This window comes from Virgibacillus proomii (assembly GCF_018916875.1).
GTDB lineage: Bacteria > Bacillota > Bacilli > Bacillales > Amphibacillaceae > Virgibacillus > Virgibacillus proomii_B.
This window is the reverse complement of the sequence record NZ_JAHLNO010000019.1, coordinates 75,093-96,680: the sequence shown is the minus strand read 5'-3', so window position 1 is coordinate 96,680 and position 21,588 is coordinate 75,093. Positions and strand designations below refer to the sequence as shown.

General features: G+C 37.5%; 16 protein-coding genes and 2 pseudogenes. 5 read left to right on the top strand and 13 right to left on the bottom strand.

The features are described from left to right. Positions 1–33: 33 nt before the first annotated feature. The 10 genes and pseudogenes from KQI21_RS07965 to KQI21_RS07920 form a co-directional block, all read right to left on the bottom strand. Positions 34–720, bottom strand: a pseudogene (locus KQI21_RS07965) (sugar phosphate isomerase/epimerase family protein). A gap of 153 nt (positions 721–873) precedes the next feature. Continuing rightward, positions 874–2,202: a glycoside hydrolase family 30 protein gene (locus KQI21_RS07960; protein ID WP_253291411.1), complete on the bottom strand. Its 1,329-nt coding sequence runs from the start codon at positions 2,200–2,202 to the stop codon at positions 874–876. Between the two features lie 530 nt (positions 2,203–2,732). Then, positions 2,733–3,755, bottom strand: a complete 1,023-nt coding sequence (locus KQI21_RS07955; RefSeq protein WP_216483679.1) for a Gfo/Idh/MocA family protein — start codon at positions 3,753–3,755, stop codon at positions 2,733–2,735. 23 nt (positions 3,756–3,778) lie between these two features. Continuing rightward, positions 3,779–4,675 carry a myo-inosose-2 dehydratase gene (gene iolE / locus KQI21_RS07950; RefSeq protein WP_216483678.1) on the bottom strand — a complete coding sequence of 299 codons (897 nt, stop codon included), beginning with the start codon at positions 4,673–4,675 and terminating at the stop codon, positions 3,779–3,781. 711 nt (positions 4,676–5,386) lie between these two features. Further along, positions 5,387–6,871, bottom strand: a complete 1,485-nt coding sequence (locus tag KQI21_RS07945; RefSeq protein WP_216483677.1) for an aldehyde dehydrogenase family protein — start codon at positions 6,869–6,871, stop codon at positions 5,387–5,389. A 26-nt stretch (positions 6,872–6,897) separates the two neighbouring features. Then, positions 6,898–7,794, bottom strand: a complete 897-nt coding sequence (gene dapA, locus KQI21_RS07940) for a 4-hydroxy-tetrahydrodipicolinate synthase (RefSeq protein WP_216483676.1) — start codon at positions 7,792–7,794, stop codon at positions 6,898–6,900. Between the two features lie 111 nt (positions 7,795–7,905). Further along, positions 7,906–9,339: a Na+/H+ antiporter NhaC gene (gene nhaC / locus KQI21_RS07935; protein ID WP_216483675.1), complete on the bottom strand. Its 1,434-nt coding sequence runs from the start codon at positions 9,337–9,339 to the stop codon at positions 7,906–7,908. Positions 9,340–9,385: 46 nt separating this feature from the next. Continuing rightward, complete coding sequence (locus KQI21_RS07930) at positions 9,386–10,288, bottom strand: proline racemase family protein (protein ID WP_216483674.1); 903 nt, start codon at positions 10,286–10,288, stop codon at positions 9,386–9,388. Between the two features lie 12 nt (positions 10,289–10,300). Then, a complete protein-coding gene (locus tag KQI21_RS07925) occupies positions 10,301–11,326 on the bottom strand; it encodes a proline racemase family protein (RefSeq protein WP_216483673.1) in 1,026 nt (341 codons plus the stop codon). Next, positions 11,327–12,508 (bottom strand): NAD(P)/FAD-dependent oxidoreductase, encoded by a 1,182-nt coding sequence (locus tag KQI21_RS07920; RefSeq protein WP_216483672.1) that lies wholly within the window; start codon positions 12,506–12,508, stop codon positions 11,327–11,329. A gap of 805 nt (positions 12,509–13,313) precedes the next feature. On the opposite strand from KQI21_RS07920, the gene KQI21_RS07915 reads away from it, so the two are divergent. The 4 genes from KQI21_RS07915 (at position 13,314) to KQI21_RS07900 (ending at position 16,907) form a co-directional block, all read left to right on the top strand. Next, a complete protein-coding gene (locus KQI21_RS07915) occupies positions 13,314–15,038 on the top strand; it encodes a sigma-54 interaction domain-containing protein (protein WP_309245524.1) in 1,725 nt (574 codons plus the stop codon). Between the two features lie 72 nt (positions 15,039–15,110). Continuing rightward, a complete protein-coding gene (locus KQI21_RS07910) occupies positions 15,111–15,365 on the top strand; it encodes a (2Fe-2S)-binding protein (protein ID WP_216483671.1) in 255 nt (84 codons plus the stop codon). After that, entirely contained in the window at positions 15,362–15,697 is a 336-nt protein-coding gene (locus KQI21_RS07905) for a (2Fe-2S)-binding protein (protein WP_216483670.1), read from the top strand. The genes KQI21_RS07910 and KQI21_RS07905 overlap by 4 nt, the downstream gene beginning before the upstream one ends. Next, complete coding sequence (locus KQI21_RS07900; RefSeq protein WP_216483669.1) at positions 15,690–16,907, top strand: NAD(P)/FAD-dependent oxidoreductase; 1,218 nt, start codon at positions 15,690–15,692, stop codon at positions 16,905–16,907. Before KQI21_RS07905 ends, KQI21_RS07900 begins: the two co-directional genes overlap by 8 nt. A 478-nt stretch (positions 16,908–17,385) precedes the next feature. Here KQI21_RS07900 and KQI21_RS07895 read toward each other — a convergent pair. Beyond that, positions 17,386–17,897: pseudogene (locus KQI21_RS07895) on the bottom strand (IS4 family transposase); the annotation flags it as partial. 370 nt (positions 17,898–18,267) lie between these two features. Between KQI21_RS07895 and KQI21_RS16745 the strand changes: the two are divergent. Further along, complete coding sequence (locus KQI21_RS16745) at positions 18,268–18,441, top strand: IS3 family transposase (RefSeq protein ID WP_373687640.1); 174 nt, start codon at positions 18,268–18,270, stop codon at positions 18,439–18,441. A 282-nt stretch (positions 18,442–18,723) separates the two neighbouring features. Here the strand turns inward: KQI21_RS16745 and fba are convergent, their stop codons facing one another. Further along, entirely contained in the window at positions 18,724–19,581 is an 858-nt protein-coding gene (gene fba / locus KQI21_RS07885; protein WP_216483667.1) for a class II fructose-1,6-bisphosphate aldolase, read from the bottom strand. A gap of 73 nt (positions 19,582–19,654) precedes the next feature. Beyond that, complete coding sequence (gene iolD / locus KQI21_RS07880) at positions 19,655–21,571, bottom strand: 3D-(3,5/4)-trihydroxycyclohexane-1,2-dione acylhydrolase (decyclizing) (RefSeq protein ID WP_216483666.1); 1,917 nt, start codon at positions 21,569–21,571, stop codon at positions 19,655–19,657. Between the last annotated feature and the right edge of the window lie 17 nt (positions 21,572–21,588).

Here is a 21,588-nt window from a genome sequence, read left to right as displayed (position 1 = left end):
TCTTTTTAACGGACTTATTTAAACCACCACCTTTTAAAGATACTTTCTGCTCTTCTCTGCACCAATTTGAAATACATGTTCAGGAGAAAGCATCCAATAATCTGGGTTAAACAATTCCAAGGAACAAATGCCTGCAAATCCCTTATCTTTTAAAGCTTTACTAATTTTCTCCAATTCAATCACACCATTACCTGGAAATAAACGATGACAATGATCAAGCACCTCTATTGGCAGATCATCCGCATCATCAATATGATAAATAAAGATCTTATCAAGCGGTATTTTATCCAATACATCTATATCTTTCCATTAATCATATAAATAAAGATTAAACGCATCAATGACCAAACCTACGTTTTTTTTGTTTACTGCCTCTACAATGGCATATGCTTTATCTAAACTTCGCACACAACAATTTTGACTTCCAATAGGCTCAAAAGCTACCTTAAGTCCATAAGGTGAAACTTGATCGGCAATTTGGTTTAAGACCTTTACACTGTTTTCAAAGACTTCTTCGTTATTCCATATAACTCCATCTTTTATTGTAGGTACTACAACTATAAATTCTCCACCAATTTCTTGACTTACTTGACAAGCAAAAGCAACATCATCATGGATTACTTGCCAGGATTTTTTTTCATAAAAGTTTATGTCTTCAATGGAGTTGTATCCAATGGGCTGAAGATGACTTTTGGTAAAGAATTTTTTCAAATCCGCTATAGAGTGTTTCTACAGATAGTCTCTTAACATATCGATACGAATCTCTATAAAATCATAACCGTATTTTTCCGCCAGTAATCATCATTATACAAATTAGAATTTTTCATACAGGTTGCTTGATTAAAGCCTAATTTCATTATCTCTCCTTCCTTACTATTCCCATATTAATGTTACTGCTTGTTTAGCCACTAATTCGATAGACGTTTCTACATCTTTATCTATTACTCGAAATGCTTTAGAATCATCAGAGGCATTGTAGGCTACTAATACTTTTTCACCTTCAGGGTTGATAAATGCTACTTGCTCAATGGACTGATCATACGTAGACGAATATATTACATGAGCACCTTTTTGAACAAATCGACTAAAATGCCCAATGTAATAATAAGAAAGATTAACATGAAGTTTTTGATTATCACCATCATACTGAATTGGTGCTTCACAAGTATTTCCCATATGATTTGGTCCGCCATCAATATCGAGGAGAATATTCCAATCAATAAACGCATTCATTCCATGTTTAAAATTTCCAATTAGATCGTGAATATATACTTTCCCGTGTTTTTCTTGCGTATTATGATCAAATCCTTCAAGTGGCACACAGCCTTCAGTAAACAATAGATCCTTTTCCGGATAGGCATTTGCCAAGTAGGTAATTTGTTCAAAATGATCGCCTGTATACCAGTGAAAAGCTATCCCATCAATTGCGTTACGATACTCGGAGTTACGGAAGGTTTGATCGACCCATTCAATTAACCCATCTTTATCATGATCCCAAATATAAAGCTCTATATGATCATATCCTGATACAGAAAGAATTTTCTTCAATACTTTCACAGCGAAATAAGCCTCCTGTTCATTCGTATAAAGACAAGAATCCCATTGTTTAACTGCTACAGGCTCATTTTGTACCGAAAGCTTTTGCACATTAATGCCATTTTCTTTATATATATCCAGATACAGTTTGATTAAATTTGCCCAGTCTTCATAATACTCCTCTTTTAAATACCCGCCCCCATTCATACTATTATTCGTTTTCATAAAAGCAGGCGGACTCCAAGGAGATGCCATAAAAATGGTTTCCGGATTAGCGGCAACCGCATCCCTGGCAACAGGGATAATATTCTCTTTATCCCGGTCAAAGTTAACTTTACTTTGTTGTAAATCCTCTTCATTTTCTAAATATGCATAATTTCCTAATGAAAAATCACAGCTTTGAATTGGCATTCTTACTAAATTGTATCTATTTCCAATTTCTCCAAAACAAATGTCTATGAAAGCTTGTTTGAGAGAATCAGGCATTTTATTGTATACAGAACCACTTGCCTCCGTAAAGGAGCTACCAAACCCATAAACTTTTTGTCTTGTTTTATCTGAAAAGACCTTTAATACTTGGTTATTGTCTGTCTCTCTTTGTTTGAAATCTACTGTTACTTTCTTAAATTGCTGGTCCACGTCTGAAAAGTACGCTGTTCCTTTCATCAAACAATCACTTCCTCTCTATTTATAACAAAAACATAGGTGCAAGTAGCGACGTACAAACGGCAGAACTTCTGAAGCGATAAAGTAAAACTTCATTTCATGGAACGATTTTCCCAAGGAATGCTAGATGAACCACTCGGGCATTTAGGTACCGTTATCTCCAATTTAGACTTCTCCGTATTCTCTATAATCTTGAAGTGGTAGTCTTACGGCACCTTATATGCGGGATAAAGTGAAACTTCATCCAAGGAGTGCTTTTCTCCTTGAAAAAGAAGAACGCTTTTTCTGCGTGCAATGCTTATTCAAGCAACTTTCCTTGTCCTTGAAAAGTAAAACACTTTTCAAGGAGACTGCCATCTACACGAAGATAAAAATTTCACAGTACGAAATGAACTTCAGTGTAAATTTTCACAGTATATATGCGGTATAATTCGGTCTGTCATTTTAAGCAATGCTGTTGATCGTCCACTTTTAACTATCAAAAGGTAATAGGTTACAAAAACACCTATTACCTTTTGCTATCCAACCAATTAATTATAGAATGCAGGTTTTTTCGCACCTTCTACTTTTTCTGTTTTACCAGATTCTTGAGATTTCACACAAGCATCGGATGTAATTGCTGCAAGATAACCGTCCCATGATGTTGGTCCTGCTGGCGCTTCCCCTTTATTCAGGCGATCAAAGAAGTCTTGAAACTCTACATCATAAGCTTCGATAAAACGTTCTTTCCAATCGACAAGAATATCTGTACTGTATTTTGCATCCTTACGAACGGCTACACTTGCCGGACTAGGAAGTTCAGCCATTCCAAGTTCACCGGTTATATCACAATGAATATCGTATCCATATTTTGCATTAACAAATACTTCTACTACAATGTTAACACCTTTAGAGGTTTGCATTACAATGACTTGTGGATCTTTTAAATTTCCATTATCACTAGTTGCATATTTAGACTTACGAGGGAAGTATACTTTTACATCCTCATAATCATCATCTAACAACCAATGTAGTACATCAATTTCGTGAATCAATGTTTCATAGATTGCTTGTGCTGTTTTATATTCAGGAACACAGCTTGCATTATAATGTCTGCAATGAAGCATTAATGGTTCACCAATTTCTCCGCTAGATACAATTTCTTTCAATTTGACATAGCCAGCATCGTAGCGGCGCATAAACCCAACTTGAAGCATTTTCTTGCCGTTTTTTTGTTCAGCTTCCATCACTCGTAAACAATCATCTGCATTTAACGCTAATGGTTTTTCACAGAATACATACTTATTAGCTTCTAAAGCAGCTACTGCTATATCAGCATGTGCTTCATTAGAGGCAGTAATAATGACTACTTCTACCTCTGGATCAGCAATTAAATCATGATAATCCGCATAATCTTTTGCTTCGATTCCGAATTCATCTAATGCTGCTTGTGCTTTTCCTGGAACAATATCACAAACTGCAACTACTTCTACTCCAGCTATTACATGAGCCAAACGGCGTAAATGATCCGATCCAATAAATCCAATTCCTACAATTCCAGCTTTTAATGTCATAATAAATTCCTCCAAATAAATTTTTATTTTATAACCAATTCTTGTTCAATATACTGGCGACCTTTTTGGGCATACTCTAATGGATTAGCAATCTTAGGGTCTTGCTCAGCTTCAATTACTACCCAACCTTTATAACCATGTTCAACAAGGTAAGCAAAAATAGGTTTAAAATCAATGTCTCCATCTCCAGGAACAGTAAACATTCCGTGTAGGAAGGATCCTAAGAAAGATCTATGTTGCTCCCGGCATTCTTTTAGTTTTTCTACTCGAACATCTTTAAAGTGTACATGCTCAATCCGGTCAAAATGCTTTTTAAGTAAAGCCATTGAATCACCGTCAGATACAAAGATATGACCAGTATCATAAAGCAAGAAAACTTTGCTAGGATCTGTCATTTCCATTAAGCGATCCACTTCTTCCAATGTTTGTACCCCTGTGCCCATATGGTGATGGAAACAACATTTTAGATTATGTGATAAAGCGATTTCACCGAATTTATTTAAACCTTCTGCAAGCTGCTTCCATTCTTCATCTGTAAAATACGGTTTTTCTGTATAAACGCATTTCTCTGTACCTTGAATACTGTATGTTTGTTCGGAAACAACTGCAATATCTGCATGAACAGCTTCTAAAAACGCACAGTGTTTTTCAAACTCTTTGCAAGCCGCTTCAATGCCATCACGGATAATATAAGCTGAGAACCATTGACCAACTAGTCTCATATCTCGTAACTTTAATTCTTTATTTAATTCTTCCGGATCGGTTGGATAGCAACCACCGATCTCTGTTCCTTCAAAATCAGCAAGCTTAGCTTCGCTTAGGATTTGTCTGTAGGTGTTTTCTTTTCCTATCTCAGGGATACCATCATTTCTCCATCCGATAGGAGCAATCCCAAATATAATATTTGCATCTTTAGCCATTAGACATTACCTCCGTTATTTTTTCGGATATTATACAAACTATATTGAAAGCGTTAACTAAGTATTATTTTAGCTTACTAAGCGCCATTTTACTTTTGCAATCTTGTTCAATATCTCACAAAATAACGCTGTTTTATCGCTAATTTTTTATAAAAACTTAAGTATATTGCTATTATTTGGTTTTATGATGGAGCTAAATTTTCAATATATGATCAAAATAATAGTATATTGTTATGTTTTGGTTATTTAATAATTTGTAATTACCTTTAAAAGACCAACCATCTTCCAAATATTAGGAAGAGGTTGAATCAAAATGTAACCTTATGATAATATATGCGCAAGAAAATGTATAAAACTTGTTTGACTTAAATAAAGTGAAGCTTCAATCCGTGATGGTTTTCTTTCATCCCTTTTTGAAATAGTAGATCAAAGGCTAGGATCGTAGGCGTGCTTGAAAAAGAAGAACACTTTTTCTCTGTGCGAGGTATCGCTTGAAACGCCTCCTCAGGTCAACATCCTACCTGATGCGAACGAATCGTGCATTTAGGTGCCGTTATCTCCCGCTTAAACTTTTTGTTCTGCCTTTTGATCCCTGAAGTGGGAAGTTTTACAGCACCTTACATGCGGGGAAAAAAATGAACCATACATGTCACCAAGATGTATGGTTCATACATATCTCTCTTAAACTAAATCAAGGTCTTCCTCTTATCCTTATTGTAAATTCACCCAAACACTTTTGACCTCAGTATAATTGTCGAGTGCATAATTCCCCATTTCTCTACCAATACCTGACTGTTTATACCCTCCAAATGCAGCAGCGGGATTTTCCTGATTACAGTCGTTAATCCATACTGTCCCAGCCTTTAATCTTCTGGCTACTTGGTGTCCAGTTCGGATATTTTCAGTCCATACCGCAGCTGCTAAACCATATTCACTATCGTTGGCTCTTCTAATTGCTTCCTCTGTCGTATCAAATGAAAAGACTGCAACAACAGGACCAAATATTTCTTCTCTTGCAATCCGCATATCATCTTCAACATCTGCAAACACCGTCGGCTTAACAAAATATCCTTTATCTCCTGCTCTTTCACCACCAGCTACTAATTTAGCTCCTTCTTCTTTGCCAATTTCAATATAATTAAGCACTCGATCGAATTGTTCTTTTGAAACAAGTGGTCCCATATCCGTACCTGCTGCCATCCCGTTACCGAGTTTTGTTGCATTTGCACGCTCGACTAACGCTTCAACAACACGATCATAATGTTTCCTGTACACATAGACACGGGATGTAGCACTACAATTTTGCCCGTGATTGTACATAATTCCATCAAACGCACCTTCAATTGCTTTGTCAATATTTGCATCTTCTAAAATTAGATTTGGTGATTTCCCCCCTAATTCCAGTGTCACATCCTTTATTTGCTCTGCAGCCTTACGCATAATTGATTTTCCAACACTCGTAGACCCTGTAAATGCTAATTTATCAATTCCTGGATGGGTTACAATTGCTTCACCTGCAACTTCACCATATCCAGGAACAATATTAACAACTCCCTTTGGAAAGCCAGCTTCCTCCAATAAGCGAGCCACATATAATAAAGAAAGTGGTGTTTGTTCTGCAGGCTTTAATACAGATGTACAACCAGTGGCTAAAGCAGCTCCCAATTTCCATGAAGCCATCAATATTGGAAAGTTCCAAGGAATAATTTGCCCTACTACGCCAACAGGTTCATGGATTGTATAATTTAAATAGTCTGGAGAAATAGGAACGGTTTGTCCTAAAACTTTGGTTGCCCACCCAGCGTAATAACGAAAATGTTCTATCGTACCGGCAATGTCATCCTCTAGCGCAACTTGGTAAGGCTTCCCATTATCAAGTGTTTCTAATTGTGCTAATTCTTCTTTATGTGCTTCCAATAAGTCAGCGAATTTATATATTAAATGCGAGCGTTCCGCAGCTGATAATTTGGGCCATTCTCCTCCTTCAAATGCCTGCCTAGCTGCGTACACAGCCAGATCAACATCCTCTGCTTGCGCTTCACTAACTTCAGCTAAAACCTCTTCCGTAGCAGGATTGTACACCGGGAATGTTTGACCGCTTTTTGCAGATGTATACTCTCCATTAATATATAATCCAACCTCTTGATCTAAAAAGGCTTTTACATTCGGCTTTAACTCCATTTGCGATGTAACCATACGACTATTCTCCTCTCATTTATTTTTTATATTACTACATATTGCTCAAGCTGCTGCAAAATATCTTTTAACATCTCTTCTTCTTGCGGATTTAAAGGTAATCGTGGTTTTCTTGATGGTCCTCCCGCAAGTCCCTGCAAATCCATCGCCCGCTTCACAATCTGTACATATTTCCCTGAACCTTCCAAAAAATTGCATAACGGAAGGATTTGGTCGTAATAATGCCAAGCCTTCTCCAATTCTCCCTGTTGTACACTATTAAATAAATCGGTAGCTAATCTTGGAACAATATTGCCCGCTACAGAAATCCAACCTGTTGCTCCGACTAATAAAGACTCTAACACTAGATCATCGGCACCACAGAACGTTTTAATATGGCCTTTTCCTTGTCTTGAAATATCACGCACTTTCCGAATTTCCCCACTCGATTCTTTAATATGGGTAATATTTTCGACGTCACGCCCCACTTGTAAGATCGTTTCTGTTCCAATATCAACACCTGATGTAAACGGATTATTATAAATCATGATTGGAAACTTCACAGAATTCGCTACGGCTTTAAAATGTTCATAAATCTCTGCATCTTTCGGATGTGCATAATACGAATTAATTAGTAAAGCTGCATCTGCTCCTGTTTTTTCAGCATATTGTGTATACATAATCGCATCTTTTGTTGTCTCTGCAGCCGTTCCAACAATTAAAGGAACTCTGCCAGCTACTTGTTCAACAGCTACTTCCATTAAATGTAGTTTTTCCAGATTTTCCAAGCTAGCAAATTCTCCTGTGCTTCCGTTAACGACTAATCCTGCTACACCCTGTTTAATAAAATGTTCAATATTGGATTTTAAACCGTCAACATTCACCTCCTCGCTTTCAAACATTGGTGTAACGAGTACAGGAAATGCACCTTCCAATTGTTTCATTTTTACTTCCTCCTCTAATTTTTCTGTTATAAAATTTATAGTTATTTGTCAAAAAAGAAGTACGGATGTCTTAGAAGACCTTAATCCTTTTTTGCTTTTTTTAAACATAAATTATAGGCTTTCAGCTTGTTTTGTATCCAATCGGTTTGTTTTTGAGTCAACATTCTTTTTGGTATACCAAATAAACGTATTGGTAAATCCATATAATATCGTGATCAAAATAACGATTAAGTTAAACCATAGAAATGGGAGATAAGCTAATGTTGTCACCCCAAGGGTTGTTGCCATAAACACACCGCCATCTGACCACGGAACCATGGGCGTCGTCATTGTGCCACCTGCCTCTGTATTTCTAGATAACACTCGACGATCAATATTTAAACGATCATAATTCTCCTCGGTAATTTTACTTGCAGTAATAATCGAAACATATGCAGCACCACCAAAGAAATTACCAAAAAATCCAGATAATATAGTCGTTATTGTTGTTTTACCGGCGTTATCTGCCCAACGTAACATCCTTAGGCAAATCGCTTGTAAGATTCCAACTTTTTCCATTAACCCCCCAACACCAAGTGCAAATATAATTAAAACGATGACATCAAACATAAATACAATGCCACCACGGTTTAACAAATTATCAATAAATTCTACACCAGATGTAATTTCACCCCCTTGATACAAAATCTTGAAGGCTTCTAATAGTGAGATATTCTGAAACAAATACGCCCATATTGTTCCGAGTAAAGCACCAAACAAAATAACGGGAATAGATGGTAATTTCATGGCCAGTAAACCAATAACAATAATGGCAGGGATTAACATATACCAACTAATGGAAAAGTGTTCATTCAGTGCAGCCATTGTTTCATTTGCTTGGGTTAAATCTCCAGAGGTATCTAAAAAGAAATAACCAGTGATTAAAAATAGAAGGCCTGTTAGCAAAAATGCAGGGCCACTTACTGTAAGCATAGATTTAATATGCTCAATAAGGTTCACCCTTGATAAGGAGGCTGACATAACAGTCGTGTCAGATAAGGGTGATATTTTATCCCCTACATAGCATCCAGAAACAACAGCCCCTGCAACTAATGCTAAAGGCAAGTCAAAGCTTGCTCCTATCCCCATCATCGCAATCCCTGCTGTACCTGCTGAACCAAACGAAGTACCAGTCGCAATAGATGTGATCGCACAAATGATAAACGCTGCGACTAAAAAAATGCTCGGATGAATGATTGTAAGTCCATAGTAAATAATACTTGGAACAATTCCCCCAGCAATCCATGTTCCAATTAATGCACCAACTGAAATAAGAATCAGCACTGCTTCTGAACCATCATATACCCCCTTAAGTAAGCCTTCTTGCATCTCATTATACGAATAACCAATTTTCCAACCTACTAGCATAATGATGAACCACGTTGATAACAAGCCTAACTGAATTGGAATTGAAAACTGTACAACAAATAAAAACATAATCAAAACAAATGAGATCAGTACAAACAAAACCTCTCCAAGTGTAGGCAAACGCCTATTCATTTCCATTCTTCACATCCCCTTTTGTGAAGCGTTTTCATATGATTTCGCTATTTTACTTTAATAAAAAACCTTCTCTCAATGGGTCATCTTCTTGCAAAATGAACTGATGATCACCAGTTAAAATCGGCCGCAGTCGAATAGAGTACACCCCATCCGTCATTGTCGCAGTCAAACGGGTACCAATGAGATTTTCATGAATAATATGTGCTATTTTTTCTTCCTTTTCTCTCGCCGATGTTAATAAAGCAATTGTGCTATCTATACCTGGTGAACGTAAAATAAATCCATCCTTTTCAAATGAAACAGAACGAAACTTCTCTTCTCCTAAAGCCTCTGTTAAAATAATCCCGGCAAAATTCCTCCTTCCTTTAAAATTTGGAAGTACTAGCTTTACCCAGTTTTTCATTTGAGAAAGATGTTGCAACGAAATAGTCGGAATGGATGAAGGTAACTTAAAAACATAATAGTCCCTTAGCTCATCCATTTGCACTCGTTCCCAATCATTCGTATTACCTGTTACTTCGCCTAATAGGAAATTCATTTGCATGTTTACTACTTCATTTCCATTCATTTCAGCATATAAATTGTAAACCCCCTGCGTAGTTTCAATCGCATACTCCCCACTTCGAGAAGCCTCCAGTATTCCAGTTTCTAACAGAGCTGTTAAAGCAGCAAAAAGACCGCTATAACTAAAATAAACTTCATCGTGATGATGCAAAAACATAACTCCAAAATCAGCCTGCTCTGATGGTGTAATTACACATCCAGTTATTCCGCGATGTCCCCTCGGTTCATTCAATAGAAGCCGCCTTTTTGACAAAAGCTGATTTTTTAAAGCTGTATCTAAAGAAATACTCTCTTTCCTCTGTAGTTGGAAAGGTGAATACATTATTATTCGAAATCCTTCTCCTAATACATGGACATCATATGTGTTCATTATCTTGTTTACATCCAACCGCTTCCCTCCTCAATGTTGTGATTCCATTGGCGGAATTAGCAAAAAGCCTTCTTTCAATGGATCACGTTCATTGTAATAAAACCGGTGCATACCCATTACCCAAGCAGACCCTGTTACTTCAGGAATTATCGCTATATATTCATCTACGTTCGTTTCTTCGATGATTCTCGCTTTAAATAAAGTACCGACAATACTTTCATATGTAAAAAATTCATTTACACTGATTTCTTGCTGGCTATACATCAGAGCTAGTTTCGCAGAAGTTCCCGTACCACAAGGTGAACGATCAATACCGCCAGGAGGAACAATTACAGTATTTTTTAAATCTGCTTCCGGATGTACTGGATCTGTAAAGAACTCAATATGTGTTAAACCTTTAATGAAAGGATACAATGGGTGAACCACTTCCACATTTTCGTTAATCATGTTACGTATGGTAATGGCCTGCTCAATAATGTGTGAAGCGTTGTCTGGTGTTAAGCTAATACCGAGTTTTCTGGCATCGATAATACCATAAAAATTACCGCCATAAACAATATCACAATGCACATTCCCCATTCCTTCCACGTCTATTTCAACCGACGTTAATAAAAAGGAAGGTACATTTGTAAAAGTTACCTCTTTGGCTTTACCGTTTGTAACTTTAACCCTCGTTTTCACTAAACCAGCTGGTGTATCTAAATGAATGTATGTATATGGTTCTATAACCTCTACCATACCCGCTTCAATTAATGCTGTACAAAAACCAATTGTATCGTGCCCGCACATTGGTAAATAACCACCTGTTTCAATAAAAATCACTCCAGCATCAGCATCCGAACGACAAGGTGTTACCATCAATGCTCCAGACATAACATCATGCCCACGAGGTTCATTCATGAGGAACTTTCTAATCCAATCATGATTTGCTTTCATATCAAGCATTTTTTCAGCCATTGTTTCCCCTTTTAACTCAGGTAAACCGGTTAAAACAGTTCTAGTCGGGTTACCTCCTGTATGTGTATCAATCGTCGTAAATAACTTATTAAATTTCACTTAATTCACCACCCTCTCTTTAAAGCGATCATATCTTAATGCCTCAACGGGAATCGTTGTTTCCTCTCCGGCGAGCATTTCTGCCATTACTTTTCCAGTAATTGCCGCTAAGCTAATCCCATCTCCTTCATGACCAGAAGCAATATAAAAGCCAGGAACTTCATCAACAGGTGATACAATTGGCAGATGATCTTTTGTCCATGGTCGCAGCCCTGCATATGTTCGAATAACCATCATATCAGCCATTTTCGGATAAAATCGGATTGCCCGCTTAGCTATGTATTTAGTGATTTCATGACTCACTTTATGATTAAAGCCTACAAATTGCCGACTACTGCCAATCAAAAAATTCTGACTTTCGGTCGGTTCAAACACCAATGCCACCCCATACTTTTCCGTCATATTGTCTACTTGCCTCTCTCCTCCAAACTTGGAAATTAAATAGCCAAACTCCATTACCTTGCGAAGACCAACAGGATGTTGTCTGGACGCCACAATGATTTGACCCTTCCTTGGATGAATTGGAATGCTTACTCCCAGCATTTCTCCAATGAATGGCGCCCACACACCACAGGCATTCACTACTTTATTGGCTGTAAATTCACCCGCTGTTGTTTGAACAATAAATTGTCCATTCTCGTCTCGGTTTAATCGCTTAACTTCCGTATACGTATGTACTTTTGCTCCAAGTTGTTTGGCACTATAGAACAAAGAATAGGTAAGCATATAGGGATTTACTGTCGAATCTGTTTTACATTCCAATCCACCGTATAAATCATCCGCAAAATAAGCCGATTCATTTTTCAAATCATTTCGATCAAGCATATGAAACTCAAGGCCCGCTTCCCGCTGCTGATTTACCCACTTATGAGCAGCTTCCAGCTCTTGTTCATTTTCACAAACGAGAATGCTTCCCGGATTACGATATTCGAATGGAACGTGCAATTCTTGAGCTAGCTCATGTACTAACTGCTGGCTTTTTAATGACATTTGACTATCGAACCCCGGGTCTTTATCAATCGCTAAAATATTTCCATCACATCTGGAAGAAGTTCCACTAGCTAATTCATTTTTCTCTAGCACAGTAACATCTAAACCAGCCTTCGTAGTATAGTAAGATATTGCAGCTCCAATAATCCCTCCGCCAATAATAATAACATCACAATGAGTTGCAGAATGCATGCTTTCTTCCCTCCTTTCCACAAGACAATTGCAAAATTCATGCCAACAAATTTATTAAAGTGAAACTTCAATCAGTGAAGTCTTCTTTTTCCCCTAATGATGGTTAGATGAATTGAATTCGATATTTGTTTTGTAGTTGAATCTACCTCTCATCCTCTTGAAATTCACCTGCAAGGCGGAAGGGAAGGTCTTACTGTCAGCAATGGAAAAAACTTAACTAAACAAGCAGTTTGTACTCTACACAGCAGTAAACAGTAAAGGCTGCACATACTAGAAACTCATCTGTATTTTATAAAGGATGTTTAAAGAAGAATATCAAATGAAAGTTTAATATAAAGTGAACTTTCAATCAGTCGGGATTTTCTTTGATCCTTTGAAACAGTAGATCAAAGGCTAGGCGTACAGGTATCCTTGAAAAAGAAAAAACGCTTTTTCTGCGTGTGAGGTATCGCTGTCGGAGCTTCCCTTGTACTTGAAAAAGAAAAAACACTTTTTTTGCGTACGCTGACGGAGCTTTCCTTGTCTTTGAAAAAGAAAAACACTTTTTCTGCATGCGAGGGGTCGCTTCCGAAGCTTTTTCTTGTCATGTTGCAATGCTTACTCGATTAATATCCTACCTGTACAAACGAAATCGGGTATTTAGGTACAGTTTTGGGACTGCCTTAGGCTCCCTGTAGCAGAAGACTTACAAACCTAACATGCGGGATAAAATAAAGCAGCAAAAAGGATTGAAAATTATGAACAATTGTGTAAAAATATTTTAAAAGTGTAAATATTTTTATACATATTGGAGGAGAATGTGATAGTGCTTACAAAACTTCCTACTACGGAGTCATTTGTGTCTACCAATTTTTTGATTGCCGACAATCTTGTTCCCGATCAAAAGAAACATCAGCTACATGCTCTATCTAAACAAAATGAAAAAGTCTTTTTTCGTAAAGGTTCAGCATATTATCATGTATCATTAGCCAACCATAAAGCAAATGTTGAACTTCTTCCTTGCAAAGCGATTAAAAATAATAGTCCAGTGCACAACCTTGTACAATGGCTGCAAGAATGCTCTTGTTTAATTGTACAAGCAAAAAATAGCGAAGAAATGATCGGGTATATCCACATAAATGAATTTATTTCCCAACTATTAACCTATTTCCTTGAATTACAAGCATACATAACTACCATACTGGAAACAGTGGATGAATCATGCACTGTGATTGACCAGTCCAAGCAAGTAATTGCCTGGACAAAGGGAGCAGAAGAACTATTTTCTGTCAAGAAAGAAAAAATTATTGGTCAATTGATTACTAATTTTTTTAGCCGAGATAAATTAGAAATCTTAAATACACTGGAAAAAGGAACGTCTGTTTACCATCATCAACATCAAGCAAGGGAAAATCAAGTTGTATTGATTAATTCTAACCCTGTTCGTATAAATGACAGAATCATTGGTGCGGTGGTGTCTGAAACAGATATCACAAGTCAAATTCGCTTAAATAAAGAGTTATACGAAGCAAGAGAGAGACTATTCCATTTAGAAAAAGAAGTAACGAAATTAACATCCAAGGAAGATCCATTTCAATCTATACGTGGGAGCAGCCCAACTCTAAAGCGTACCATTCATAAAATAAAAAAAGCAGCTTCTACGAACACTGGCATTCTAATTTACGGAGAAAGTGGTGTAGGAAAAGAATTATTTGCTAAAGCTGTTCACCACATTCGCGAAAATAAGAACGCTCCATTTGTGGCCATTAACTGCGGTGCCATTCCTTCTTCTCTATTTGAAAGTGAGATTTTTGGTTATGAAAAAGGAGCATTTTCGGGAGCTGATTTGAAAGGAAAGAAGGGAAAAGCAGAGTTAGCTCAAGGTGGGACATTGTTTTTAGATGAAGTTGGGGAAATGCCATTAGAAATGCAGGTTAAAATATTACGACTTTTACAAGAAAAAGCCTTTTACCGTGTGGGAGGAACGAGAGAAATACACGTTGATTTTCGCGTTATCGCTGCTACAAACAAAGACTTAAAGGCATTAGTAAACGAAGGAAAATTCAGAGAGGATTTGTATTACCGATTAAATATTATTAGTATTGAAATTCCACCATTAAGACAACGCCCGGAAGACATTATAGAATTAAGCCACTATTTCCTTCATGAAATTTCAATCAAATATCAGCAACCGATTCACGGAATTTCTCAAGAGGTAATGCAGGCGTTACTACAACACAACTGGCCTGGAAACATTCGCGAATTACAAAATGTTATTGAACGACTCGTAGTCTTTGCCGAAGATGGAGAAATTCATCTGGAAGAATTACCATTCGATATTGAAAAAAAACATGCACCATCTACCCTTCCACCAGAACCCGCCGCGAACGATAACCGGGCGCTTAGTACTAGATTAGAAGAAGTAGAAAGAAAGATTATTATGCAAGAATTAAAGAAAGCAGGTGGAAACAAGCAGCTTTGCGCGAAAAACTTACAAATCACAAGAGCCACCTTATATAATCGTCTCAAAAAATTAGGGATTCATGGATAAGCAATTAGATTGGCACAATTTTTGCTATATCAGTTATGAATCCTATAAAGGAATACAGAGGTGATAAATATAATGAACGATAAAGAGATAATTGTATGCAGATGTGAGGAAGTTACCCTTTCAGAATTACAGCAAACAGCAGATACTTATAGCTGCTCTGCAAGAGAATTGAAATTGCGTACCCGAGCTGGGATGGGTTTTTGTGGTGGGAGGACGTGCAGCACAATGATAGAAGTTTTAGCTCATAATGAAAGAGAGAAAACCTTAAAATTTCAAGCACCTATTCGGCCGATTCATTTTGGTAAGCTAGGTGGTGAAATCTCATGACTAGATTAGAAAACCACCCTATCCTTGGAAAATTGAACAGAAAAAAAACGATAAACTTTACATTTGACAACCAGGAAATCAGTGGAATGGAAAACGAACCTATTGCTGCAGCTTTATTAGCAAATGGAATTCGTACACTAAGACTCCATGAAGAAACTGCAAAACCACGAGGTATTTATTGTAATATCGGTCATTGCTTTGAATGTAGAGTTACTGTTAATGGAATTCAAGGGAAGCGGGCTTGTCTAACACCTATAAAAGAAGGTATGGTTGTACAAAGTGGTAAACATTTACCGTCTCCCGTTCGAGATTGGAGAGTTAACCATGTATGATATTATTGTTATCGGTGCCGGTCCAGCTGGATTAGCTGCTGCAAGCACGGCAGCACTAGAAGGTTTACATGTACTTGTTTTGGATGAATATATAAAGCCGGGTGGTAGACTTTTAGGACAATTGTATGAAGAAGCGGATGGAAATTGGTGGAATGGGATCGATGAATCTGCCAAACTATATGATCAAGCTATTCATGCTGGTGTAGAAATCCTTTTACAAACAGCTGTTCATGACATGGAACGTCATGAATCATCATGGTTTATTTATACCGAAGATGTTGTTTTTTCGAGCAAACAATTATTACTTGCTACTGGAGCAGCTGAATCACCCTTACCTATTCCAGGATGGACATTACCAGGGGTCATGTCCGTTGGTGCAGCACAAGTGATGACGAATGTTCATCGAGTAAAACCGGGTGATAGGGGAATTATTATCGGAGTGAATGTACTGTCCGCTGCCATTGCAATGGAATTACATTTGGCGGGAATTGATATTGCAGCTATGGCATTGCCTCCATTAAATCGGATAACTACCAAGCATGCTCGCCCCAAAGAAGTAGTGGAAGCTCTATTACATGCATCATATTTGGCACCTTCAAGGCTTTTACGAATAGGGAGTAAATTCATGACCAATCCTTTTATGAGACAGCTTGGCATCACCTTTTACCCTAAAAATGGCGTTACTATGTGGGGCGTACCGATTCAGCTTCGAAAGGCGGTAATAGAAATTTATGGCACAAACCAAGTGGAAGGCGTAATCGTAAGTACGATTGACAAGGATGGTAATCCAATATACGGAAGTGAAGAAAATATCGCATGTGATTTTGTTTGTATTGATGGAGGGTTGTACCCGTTAACGGAGCTCGCTGAACTTGCTGGTTGTCCTTTCTACTATGTCAATGAGCTTGGCGGTTACGTCCCATTACATAATGAAAAAATGGAAACCCCTATTGAAGGTTTATACGTCGCTGGAAATATAACTGGGATTGAAGGTGCAAAAGTAGCGATTTCCCAAGGGATCGTCGCGGGGTATTCCATGGCAATCCGTTCTGGCAAACAAGGATTAGCTGACAAACTACAAGATGCCTTAAATACGGTACATGACACAAGAAGGCAAGCAGCGATTCAATTCCATCCTAAAATAGAGTTAGGAAGAGACATTATACAGAAACAGTGGGAGAAATACCAATCCCGCTTGGTGCAGATATAATGTAAGGAGCTGTAATTAAGTATTTACAGTCTTATTTAAAAATGGAAGAACAAAGATGACTATCAATTATAAAGCACAGTTATCAACATTACAGAACCTCTCGTACTATTTACCTAATGAAGATTCTTACGATGTTTATTTAGCATATAAGCATGCATGTATACATATGTACTTGTATGCTAAAACAGGAAGTCAAATAAGTAAGATGTTAGCCCTTTATAACATTTTTATATCTGTCTCGTAACCTATTTCCGTATTCTCTTTTCGCTTCTAAAATAGTTTTATTTCTCATAGGAATTATCACTAGCATTGCATAAAAAAACAAGAATATTCAGTTCCAAACTTTCTGTGATTTTGAGCTAAAAAGTCAACACCTGAAGAAAGTTGGACTGTCCATTTGATAAAAATATACAATTAATCCAAGACAACAACGGCAACAGCTGATTTACGGACTGGATCTTTCTTCAAACTTCCTAGTTCAGACATAGGATGGTTTCCAGAGCGCTCTCTTTAACCAGCGAGCAATTCGAAGTAGAGATTTTTACGCTTCTCACCTCCAGTTGGATAAGAACATGTAAGCAGTAGGTAATGAGCACTAAAAATACTTGATTCTGTACAGCTGTTTCGCCTTCCATAAAAGTGCTTCATTACCACATGTTGCTTCATCCATTTAATAAAGAGTTCAATTGCCCAGCGAGATCGGTAAATGTCACTGATTTCTTCGGCACTTGCATCAAAGCGATTTGTGATTAAACGAAGCAAATTTCCCTTTGTATCCATGACTTCAAGGAAACGAAAGACGTTTTCCGTGCGTTTTTGTGTCGTTCCGATATGAACTATTTTGTCGGATAGAACCGTATCATCATCAGGAAGTGAAAAAGAGGTAACTTTACGAATGCTGGCGTTCTTTTTCAGCCTTGAAACGAAGAAATAGCCATCATCTGTCATCCGATCAAAACGTTCATCGTCTACATAACCGCGATCAAACACCTGAATATTAATTGGTGAAATCCATTTACCAAATGATGAAATTAGTGTATTCTTGTCCATGAAGATTTCCTTTACTTTTGGATTTGGACAGGAGCCACCTGTACTTCCATTGTAAAGGATTTTTTTGTACTATAGGAAAGTATAAAACTTTATGGTTTATAATATAAGAAAAACTATAGCTTTCGCTTTCGCCATAAAGACTTGGCGACAAGCCAAGTTTTTCTAATTGTATGAACAGATTGTTTTTGAATATTGTTAGTATTTGAATTCGACAGATACAATTAATGCAACACTAGTAAGGTATACTTTTGAGTAATTTTAAAAATTACAAAATAGGCACGAAAGAATTCTCCAAAAACACCGAATATGAATGCTCATATCGAGTCATTTCCAATTTGGAGGAGAATTGCTTTTATTGAGATGGAAATTTAATACATATGCCCAGGTCAATGAGGTTGTCGCTGAATTTATGGTTTATTATAACGAAAGACGTATGCATTCTAGTATTCTAGATTTGTCACCAACGGAATTTTACGTAAAATAAATGCGGGAAAGAGGACGGTTTAATTCCCGTTACATCCTTTTGTCCACCTGAAGTGGGATCAGGGGCAACGATATTCGGACAAAATCTTTACCCTTGTTGGAATGGAAGAAATGGCTAAATTCCAAAAAGGACAAAAGGAAAAGAAAATCAATGTAATTTTAAGAAAAAACCAGATTAAGAGAACATTAGGTTAATCCGAAAGCATCAAAAACTCAAGAACTCCATATAAAGAGCCTTGAGTTTTTACCACACTCGTTATTATTTCATATGATAGCTTCATTTTTATTTGCCTTTGTTATGCGAGCCAAAGTCTTTTATTTTCTGACTAACTGTTTGTTTTATTACCAGCTTACTCGATTCCAACAAGATTTTAGGTTCATACACATCTGGATTTTCTACTAAACTATGCTGTAAAGCTTTTCGCCATGCAATATTCATCTCCGTATTGATATTGATTTTAGCATGTCCTAAAGTAATCGCTTGATGAAGCTGTGCAAGTGGAATTCCACTTGCACCATGCAGAACAAGCGGAATCTCTACAGCTGTTGATATTTCCGCCATTTCTTTAAAACCCAGCTTTGGTTCACCTTTATATTTACCGTGGACAGAACCTAATGCAGCTGCTAAAGCATCAATATTTGTTGCGTTAACCAACTCTACACATTCCTGTAAATCTGCATAATGAATATTACCAATAACTCCATCTTCATAACCGCCAACTGTACCAATTTCTGCTTCTACGGATACTCCATTTGCATGTGCATAGTCTACTACTTTTTTTGTATTCTTCATATTTTCTGCAAGCGGAAAATGACTTCCATCGTACATGACAGAGCTATAGCCTGCATCGATTGCTTCCAAGCAACGCTCTACACTTTGACCATGGTCTAAATGTAAGACGACCGGGACTTGAATGTCAAGACGCTTTATCAGATTTCTAACCATGTCAGCAATTTGCTTAAATCCGCCAAGATAATCTACCAATCTATCCGATGATGCAATCACGACTGGAGCCTTTTCCTCTTGAGCAGCTTGCAAAATTGCTTGCGCCCAAATGAAACCATTTATATTAAAATGTCCAACTGCATACCCTTTGCGCTTTGCTTTGGGCAGTACATCATTTAATGTAACTAACTCCATGCTCATTTCTCCTATTTTAGTTTTGCATCTGTTTAAATGGGTTTTACGCCAACTCCAGCGTTTTTCCATCTCACTAATACTTTCTTGCTCGTTTCATTACTTTTTGCTTATTTAGAAATGCGTTTCGGATACTTTCTTTCGTGGAAACTTCGGATAACCCGACATTCCACCAACTTCCTTCATATCCGTCCGTCATTGTTTTTGGCAATACTTTAATTTCAAATAACGTTGATTTGGATTGCTTTTTCGCATCTTCAATGGCTCGTTTTAATTCATCCAGAGTTTTGATTTTATATGCCTTTGCTCCATAACCTTCAGCTACTTTTGCATAATCAACATTCATAATTTGATTTTCCCAAGTTCTAAATTCTGTACCTTGACTAGAGCTGCCATTATCCATTTGCAAATTATTGATACAACCAAAGCCCGAGTTGTCAAACAGGACAATATTGATTTTTTTATTGTATTGAATAGCCGTAACCAATTCTGTATGAAGCGTTAAGAAGCTGCCATCACCAACTAATGAGTACACTTCTTGATCCGGTGCAGCCAAACGGGCTCCTAATGCACCGGCAATTTCATACCCCATACAAGAATACCCATATTCTAAATGATACGTATTCGGTACGGAAGGGTTCCATAGTCGCTGCATATCTCCCGGTAATGAACCAGCAGCTGAAACAACGATTGCATCTTTATCAACCGCTTCATTTAAAGCAATAAACACTTCTGTTTGGGTCAGTTCTGTATCCAAAGCATCTGCATATTCGTTCAATGTTTCTTGAGAAAAATGTCCCTTTATTTCCGGAACAAATCCTTCACGTTTAAATCGGACTTTCGCTAATCGATCTCTTTCCTTCAACCACTCGCTTTTTAGCTCTTCAAGTGTATCGTTAAATGCTGTTGTATAGGCTTCTAACAGCGGAAGCAGTTCCTGAAGTGTTGCTTTAGCATCACCAACAACCTGAAAAGCATCCAATTTATAAGCTTGAGGACGATTAATATTAATGTTTAAAAATTTGATTTTATCCCAGTTAAACAGTGTTTTAGAAGACGTTGTAAAATCGGTATACCTCGTACCGATACCAATAATTAGATCGGCTTTTTTCACAGCTTTATTTGCAGCGGAAGTACCCAGTATCCCTAGGCCGCCTAAATTATTTTTAAATTGCCATTCCACCGTTGATTTTCCTGCATGTGTTTCTACTAAAGGAATATGATGTTTTTCAGAAATAGCTATTAACTCTTGTCTTGCTTTCGAGTACTTACAACCTCCGCCAACAATAATTACCGGATAACGGCTGTTTTTAATTCGTTCTACAGCGCCTTCGATTTCACGTTTTGTTGGTACCGTACGATTAAAGTAATGAACACGCTTTTTGAAAAACTCTACCGGGTAGTCAAATGCTTCTCCTTCAACATCCTGAGACAGGCAAATCGTAGCAGGACCAGCAGTAGCTGGGTTTGTCATTACTTCAAATGCTCTAACTAAAGCAGACATCAGTTGCTCTGGTCTTTGAATTCGGTCCCAATAACGGGAAACTGCTTTAAAAGCGTCATTCGTCGTTACCGCCATGCTTGTATCTTGTTCGATTTGCTGAAGTACAGGATCCGGCTGCCTTGTCGCAAAGGTATCTGCCGGAAGTAAAAGAACAGGAATATTGTTTGCTAAAGCCGTCCCGGCAGATGCTATCATATTCGCTGCACCGGGACCGGCAGATGTTGACACTGCATAAATCTTTTTCCGCAAGGATTGTTTTGAAAATGCCACAGCGGCATGGGCCATCCCTTGTTCATTTTTTCCTATAAAGGTTTTGAGATGACCCGGATCTTCTTCTAAAGCCTGACCGATACCAACGACATTCCCATGACCATAAATATGAAAAATTCCTTCTACATAAGGGAATTCTTCCCCGTCTACATGTAAATACTGCTGATTCAAAAATTTAATCAACGCTTGTGCAGTCGTTAATCGGATCGTTTCTACCATAGAGTGATTCCCCCCTG

What these genes read in the sequence shown, in the direction of transcription:
- KQI21_RS07960 (WP_253291411.1), bottom strand. Translation starts at nt 2,202, where the DNA reads ATGAAAGGAACAGCGTACTTTTCAGACGTGGACCAGCAATTTAAGAAA.
- KQI21_RS07955 (WP_216483679.1), bottom strand. Translation starts at nt 3,755, where the DNA reads ATGACATTAAAAGCTGGAATTGTAGGAATTGGATTTATTGGATCGGAT.
- iolE (WP_216483678.1), bottom strand. Translation starts at nt 4,675, where the DNA reads ATGGCTAAAGATGCAAATATTATATTTGGGATTGCTCCTATCGGATGG.
- KQI21_RS07945 (WP_216483677.1), bottom strand. Translation starts at nt 6,871, where the DNA reads ATGGTTACATCGCAAATGGAGTTAAAGCCGAATGTAAAAGCCTTTTTA.
- dapA (WP_216483676.1), bottom strand. Translation starts at nt 7,794, where the DNA reads ATGAAACAATTGGAAGGTGCATTTCCTGTACTCGTTACACCAATGTTT.
- nhaC (WP_216483675.1), bottom strand. Translation starts at nt 9,339, where the DNA reads ATGGAAATGAATAGGCGTTTGCCTACACTTGGAGAGGTTTTGTTTGTA.
- KQI21_RS07920 (WP_216483672.1), bottom strand. Translation starts at nt 12,508, where the DNA reads ATGCATTCTGCAACTCATTGTGATGTTATTATTATTGGCGGAGGGATT.
- KQI21_RS07910 (WP_216483671.1), top strand. Translation starts at nt 15,111, where the DNA reads ATGAACGATAAAGAGATAATTGTATGCAGATGTGAGGAAGTTACCCTT.
- KQI21_RS07905 (WP_216483670.1), top strand. Translation starts at nt 15,362, where the DNA reads ATGACTAGATTAGAAAACCACCCTATCCTTGGAAAATTGAACAGAAAA.
- KQI21_RS07900 (WP_216483669.1), top strand. Translation starts at nt 15,690, where the DNA reads ATGTATGATATTATTGTTATCGGTGCCGGTCCAGCTGGATTAGCTGCT.
- KQI21_RS16745 (WP_373687640.1), top strand. Translation starts at nt 18,268, where the DNA reads ATGCTCATATCGAGTCATTTCCAATTTGGAGGAGAATTGCTTTTATTG.
- fba (WP_216483667.1), bottom strand. Translation starts at nt 19,581, where the DNA reads ATGGAGTTAGTTACATTAAATGATGTACTGCCCAAAGCAAAGCGCAAA.
- iolD (WP_216483666.1), bottom strand. Translation starts at nt 21,571, where the DNA reads ATGGTAGAAACGATCCGATTAACGACTGCACAAGCGTTGATTAAATTT.